This is a genomic window from Okeania sp. SIO1H4 (assembly GCF_010672695.1).
Lineage (GTDB): Bacteria > Cyanobacteriota > Cyanobacteriia > Cyanobacteriales > Microcoleaceae > Okeania > Okeania hirsuta.
Map to the genome: position 1 here is coordinate 21,309 of NZ_JAAHGB010000073.1, position 6,753 is coordinate 28,061.

A 6,753-nucleotide genomic window follows, 5' to 3' on the forward strand; every position below is an offset into this window, starting at 1 on the left:
AATCCTACCTTTCAAAGCGGAGTTGAAATAGGGTTTGCTGAAAAAAGCAGAGCCTGGGGAGGGTGGGGAGTGTCGGAAGTGTGGGGAGAAAGAGAAAGTAGGAAGAATAATTCTATATGTCAGTGCTTTTAGATTTAATGAGAAAACCCTAAATATATGCTGTTTAAATGGAAATAAAAATCAATCCACCCTCAAATTAGATAAACAATTAGATAATTTAATAAACTACGTTAAATCAATTATGGAGTAGTCTTTCTTGAATGTAAAATCAAAGATTTATAGTTTACCAAGATAAAAGAGAATGTAAGCATTCAGCTATTAGGATTCAGCAAACAGATGCATGAACATATAGGACTTACTAAGGTTAGCTTGTTACCTTTTTTTTCCCTGGGGAATGCTGCATAAACATAATTTTGAATACTCCTTCTAAGATAATAAGTTAATAACTGAAGTCCGCACTTCCGACTTTATGAGGCTAGCTGATAGCTGATAGCTGACTGCTGAATGTTTACAAGAGAATATTCCAGATTTCAAGCCTCCTTATTGCAGAGATACTGATAACTGATAACTGATAACTGATAACTGAAATGACTTCTATTCTAATAACTGCTTTAACTTTTGCTCATTCCAAAGTGACTGATATAATCCAGTTTGCTCTACTAATTCTGCATGATTTCCAATTTGTACAATTTTCCCTTTATCCATCACAAAAATTCTATTAGCAGTAGCAGCAGCAGACATTTGATGGGAGATAAAAATTACCGTTTTCTTTTGAGTTCCAGTTGATAAATTTTGCAAAATATGAGTTGCTGTCTGATTATCTACGCTGGAAAGTGCATCATCTAAAATTAATATTGGAGCGTCAACTAATAAAGCTCTTGCTAATGCCGTTCTTTGTCTTTGTCCTCCTGATAAAGTAATCCCTCTTTCTCCAACTATCGTTTCATATTGTTGGGGAAAATTGAGAATTTCTGCGTGAATTTGTGCTTGTTTAGCAGCAGTTTCTATTTCTATTTGTTCAGCTAATGGGTCGCCATAACGGATGTTATTTTTAATTGTTGTACTGAAGAGAAAACTTTCTTGGGGAACGTAAGCGATCGCCTGTCGTAAATCTGTTAATTTTAGTTGAGTTATGTCATAGCCATCTATAAATAGTTGGTCAATATTAATATCTAAAAGTCGAGGTAATGTATTGGCTAAAGTTGATTTTCCAGCACCAATATATCCGACAATAGCTATAGTTTCTCCTGGTTGAATCAGAAAATTAATGTTGTCTAAAGCTGGTGTTTTACTACCCGGATAAGTATATGTTAATCCTTGGCTTTTTACCCAACCTTTTACCACTTTTGGAAAATCTAGAGGTGATTCATGATCTTTAATTTTTGGTTCAACTGTGAGAATAGCTTCTATACGGTCAATACTTACTTCCCCTCTTTGATAAGCAGTAATGGTAAAACCTAGTAATGCGGTGGGAAAAACTAAACGCTCAACATAAAGAATTAAAGCTACAAAATTACCAACTGTTAATTCACCATTTTCTAGGTAGATCGATCCATTCATTAGCAATATTAATAAGCTTGAACTGGCTAAACTAACTAGAATAGGAAAAAGAATATTACGAGTTTTAGCCAACTCTAAGTTGGCCTCTAAAAGTCGCTGATTATAATCGCTAAAACCTTGTCTTTCATTTTCCTCTTGAGCATAAATTTTGATTAGAGAAATACCATTCATATCCTCTTGAATCAAATCGCTCATATTAGAAAGTTCTTCCTGCACAGCTAATTGTTGACTCTGCAATTTATTACTAAATATTTTCACCAGTATTAGCATGATAGGATAAACAGAAACTGCTAATAGAGTTAACCGCAAATTAATAGAAAGCATCACTGGCATAGTTAAACCATAAGCAAAAATCGTATTGCTAATACTTAATACTGCAAAACCTAATAGTCTACGGATATTATCAACATCACTTGTGGCGCGGTTGATTAAATCTCCTATTGTATTATTACTAAAGTAGGATGGTTCTAATTTTAAGAGTCGATTAAAAATCTTTTGTTTGAGGTCAAATTCTACCTGTCTCCCTACTCCAAATATGAGTATGCGCGATACTATTCTAATTACCCACATAATGGAGGCAAAAATTATAATTGCTACTACATAGTATAAAAATTCATCAATTTTGGTTGCTACTTTTAAATCATCTATTGCTTGACTAATTAATTTGGGAATATAAATTCCTAAACTATTGACTATTAGTAGAGAAAAAACTCCTAATGATGACTTTTTCCAGTGGGGACGTAAGTAGGAGGCTAATTTTTGAAGTCGTAATTGAGAAGATTGAGGCATAGTCGTGATTTTAGATTTTAGATAATGTTATGATTGTAGATATAGCAGAAGGAAGAAGGAAGAAGGCGTTTAGTTATCTATCAGAGAAGGAAATATCTGGCTTTGTCTGAGTTTTAAGCTTTTTATCTGTCCTAATCTTTCCTTCCACTGCTATAGTTTCAAGATACAAAAAAAATTAACTAGCTATCAGCTTTTAGCATTCAGCTATCAGCTTTTAGCAGCTCTGGTTAAAATCCCCTGCAACCCCAAGCGCAGGATTGTTTAGGAGGGGTTTAAATCTCCTTATTTCGCTTTAGAAAAATAATCTTGCTGACTGCTGAGTGCTGAGTGCTAACCGCTTTTTTATATATATTAAAAATCCATGAAAAAATTGTTAGTTATTGTTACAAATGAGCTGTATCAATTAAAGAAGGAAAAATGTAGATGGGGATACTAAAAAGTTGTAGTTCCGCGTTTACAAACTCCAACCAATTGGAGACACCGAGGGTGAGTTGTGAGGTATTAAATCTATAAAGGAAAAGATAAATGTATGACTCCTAAATAATTTTTTCTGAAATTAAACTCAAAATATTACTAAAATTATCTTAATATCTTAACCATAATATTTGTCACAGTAGGACTAACAAATATGGGCAAGCAATTTTCTCTTTCATTCAATGTAAAAGACGATAACAGTATTGAAACTGAATCTATTAAAGTTAAACTCGAAGCTCCTAAAAAGAAACCGCCAAAAACACCTCCCGGACAAGATTTTGTGAGAATATTGTTATTTATATTTTTAGGTGTTTGTTTGATTGTTACTTTTTTAGTGCCAGGTGGTAAAAAAAGCATAAATCAGCAGCCATCTACTCCTGCTTCTCCTGCTTCTACTGCTTCTCCTTCTAATCCAGAGAACAATCCAACAACTACGTCCTCTAGTAATTATGACCCATTATAAGTAATACCATTTCTCAAAAGCTTTTCTACATTTTCTGGAGCTGGGGAGTGGGGGAGAATTAAACATAAGAATAATTAACATTAACTGGGATGCTAATTGGCAACAAGATTATTTTAACTGTGTTAATTACTTAATAACTGAAGTTTTACCTAAGTTAAGCATTAATCCATCGGAATTTGTATAATATCTTTAATTAATAAGATTAAGTTCATTAATTGATAATGGATAATTGATAATTACCTCTGGTTAAAACTGTTATTGATTGAATATAAGGAAATATTATTTCCTTTTTCCTCCTTAAAAGGGTCGGCTTTAAACCAGAATGATTTAATATTTAATAATTAATAATTAATTATTCGGTACTAATTATTTAGTGAATTTTTTGAATATAAATTATCATCAAAATCATTATTAAAGATCATAAAAATACCCCTCTACTATTCAAAATTGTTGAGGGGCATAAATTTAGATTTTGTTTCAGCAAAAACAATATAATTAGATGAAAATACTTCCTCAAAAACCAGGAGCTAACCAACCGCGTAAGAAATAGTAAAATAAAGCTAAATATTCTTCCCAAACTTCTGTAGTTAGTAAAAGTGCTTGGGCATTGGGTAGAAAATCTGCTAGTACAAAACGATAGGAAGAATCTTCATAAGGATTTACAGTATTAAAATCTGTTGGAGCTGGAATAACCCTCATCCCTATATCAGTAAAAGTTAAACTAGCACGACGAATATTAACAGCAGAAGTAACAAGAATAACTGTAGGGTCTAAACCTCTTCCATCCAAAATCTCCCTTGTTTCAATTGCACTTTCATAGACAGTCCTGCCATCTGGTTCTAAAATAATAGCCCGTCTTGGAACACCCAATTCAATTAAAATTTTCTTGATATCTACAGCTTCAACTGTACTATTATCATCTCCAATTCTCGGACCAGCACTTACTATAATATAGGGAGCTAAACCTTTTTTATATAATTGAGATGCGTAAATAATCCGCTCTGCTGTTTTAGTAAGCTGAACTTGTATTCTGTCTGGTATTACAGGTTGAGTTGTTCCCTGGCCTAATAGTACAATTGCATCTGCTTTTTCGTCACAACAAGCTGATACAGAAACAAGTTCTATAGCATCCTCCTCTGCTTGTTGAGCTGCCCATACAGCAAATACTGGTGCGCTAGAAATTATCAGAACTATTAAAGCTGTAACAATCAGAGTTGGAGCTGGATCTTTTATCCCTCCATTTGTTATTAGAGTAGTGGCATAGAGCAAAAGTATAATTGAAAAACCGAGCGGTTTAAAAGCAAAAGCCAGAAACCTAAAAACAGCAGCTCCTACTGGACTATCTGGTGCATAAAATGCCAGTATTAACAGAATAATTGAAAATACTAACAACAACTTAGATATCAAGTTTTTCTTATCACCACCGGTACTATCCCAGAGTGACTTAATTATACAAATTAACAGTATTAAGAATACTATTCTTGTTAAAATTATCAGCATGATTTTTTAATTTTTTTCCTTAGAAAAGTTTGATTGTTTGCTTAATCAGCTAACTTGATTGATGGAGCCTTTCTCATAACATAAAAAATAAGGCGTTGCTGAATGATTGTATAATTTTTAGTGTTCAGTAATCAGTAGTTAGTAGTCATTAGTTAGTAGTTAAAAGAGAAGCTCTATTTTTACTTACTATTAATACCTACTCACTCATCAGTTTCATACCTTACTTCAGCGAAGCCAAAAATAAAAATCAACTTATTTTATCGGTACTTAAGTTGAGCGTTAATTGCTTCCGTCACTGCTTGGATTACTTTAACACGAGCATAATGTTTATCATCACCCCCAATTAAAATCCAAGGTGCAGTTGGCGTACTTGTAAGCTGAATCATTTGATTAACAGCTACTTCATAAACTTCCCACTTTTCTCTATTGCGCCAATCTTCCTCTGTAAGCTTATACTGTTTAAATGGGTCATTTTGTCGTTCAGTAAATCGCCTTAATTGTTCCTCCTGACTAATATGTAACCAAAACTTGACCAAAACATAACCTGCGCTGGTCAATTGTCCCTCAAACTCATTAATTTCCTGATATGCACGTTGCCATTCTGACTCTGTAGCAAATCTTTCCACCCGCTCCACCAAAACTCGACCATACCAACTGCGGTCAAAAATACCAATATTTCCTGCTTCTGGCAACTGTTTCCAAAACCGCCAGAGATAATGATAGGCTTTTTCTGACTCTGTTGGTGCAGCAAAAGCATTAACTACATAGCTGCGGGGGTCTAAGTTATCCGTTAATCTTTTAATTGCCCCACCCTTACCCGCAGCATCCCAACCCTCAAATATTACCAGCACAGGGATTTGATGTTTGTAAATTTCCAATTGCAGTTTATTCAAAAGCGCTTGCTGCTGCCGTAGAGATTTTTTATACTGCTTTGGAGATAAGCTTTGGGTCAAATCTACTTCAGCTAAAAAATCTGGTTCCTTTGATTTGAGTTGTTCTTGAAGAGGATTTCTGAGTGGTGCGGCCTGCATAAGCAGTCTATCCAAAGCTTGGTTCAAAGTTGAGGCCATTTCTGTCAGCACTTTAATTCTTGCCCAACGTTGAGAGTTTCCTTCTACCAATGTCCAGGGAGCAAATTCTGTGTTAGTATGAATCAGCATTTCTTCGGCAAAAGCAGTATATTGTTTATAATTTTTTGCTTGTTGCCAGTCTTCACTTCTGACACGCCAAGCTTTTAAAGAATCAGCCGCAGTTTTTTTTAAACGCTTCTTCAATTCTTTTTTGCTCAGATGTATCCAGAATTTAGCGATCGCCACGCCATCATCGACCATCTGACGTTCAAAAGCATTAATTTGTCCTAATCTGATAGGAATTTCTGGTTCTGAAGCTCTTTTAAATAATCGCTCTTCCAGGACATGAGTGTACCAGCTATGATAGAAAAATCCAATTTGTCCCGCTCTAGGAAGTCTTTGCCAAAACCTCCACATAAAAGGATATTGTCGTTCTTGTGCTGTAGCAGGCCAAATTGGATGAACCACAAATCCTCGTGGGTCCATATTTCCCACTATTTGTTTAACTAGAGCACCTTTACCAGCAGCGGCCCAACCTTCTAAAACTATCAGCACAGGTAATTTTTTTTGCCAGCAAGCTCTCTGTAGCGATCGTAACTGTCGCATCAGTGCTTCTAGCTGTGTATTATAGGCATCTTTGTTGAGAAAAAGGCTTAGGTCTAGGGTTTCTAACATACATCTTAAAATTGTAGATAGTGGGGAATTTGTGTATATTTAAAATTCATTCATTTAGTTTTGACTTTTAAAATATATTGTGATGTGCAAATTTTATAAACAAAACTTATAACTTAGTTAAACAACACTATCCTTAACACCCCTTTACAAAACGAAATAAACTAGCTATATTATTAATAACGGAGCAGGAAACAAAAAAACACCTGCACCGCCGTACCTCGA

The 6,753-nt window shown here is 34.5% G+C and carries 4 protein-coding genes; 1 reads left to right on the forward strand and 3 read right to left on the reverse strand.

What is annotated here, in order from left to right; translation table 11 throughout:
• Nucleotides 1-594: 594 nt before the first annotated feature.
• On the reverse strand, nucleotides 595-2,349 hold the full coding sequence (locus tag F6K06_RS28405) for an ABC transporter ATP-binding protein (RefSeq protein ID WP_287244715.1): 1,755 nt from the start codon (nucleotides 2,347-2,349) through the stop codon (nucleotides 595-597).
• Nucleotides 2,350-2,977: 628 nt separating this feature from the next.
• Here F6K06_RS28405 and F6K06_RS28410 point away from each other — a divergent pair.
• The gene (locus F6K06_RS28410; RefSeq protein WP_287244717.1) at nucleotides 2,978-3,286 is read left to right on the forward strand and encodes a hypothetical protein; all 309 of its coding nucleotides are present in this window, start codon (nucleotides 2,978-2,980) and stop codon (nucleotides 3,284-3,286) included.
• Nucleotides 3,287-3,799: 513 nt separating this feature from the next.
• Here the strand turns inward: F6K06_RS28410 and F6K06_RS28415 are convergent.
• Complete coding sequence (locus F6K06_RS28415) at nucleotides 3,800-4,693, reverse strand: YdcF family protein (RefSeq protein WP_287308951.1); 894 nt, start codon at nucleotides 4,691-4,693, stop codon at nucleotides 3,800-3,802.
• Between the two features lie 350 nt (nucleotides 4,694-5,043).
• Complete coding sequence (gene pap, locus F6K06_RS28420; protein ID WP_124146567.1) at nucleotides 5,044-6,531, reverse strand: polyphosphate:AMP phosphotransferase; 1,488 nt, start codon at nucleotides 6,529-6,531, stop codon at nucleotides 5,044-5,046.
• Between the last annotated feature and the right edge of the window lie 222 nt (nucleotides 6,532-6,753).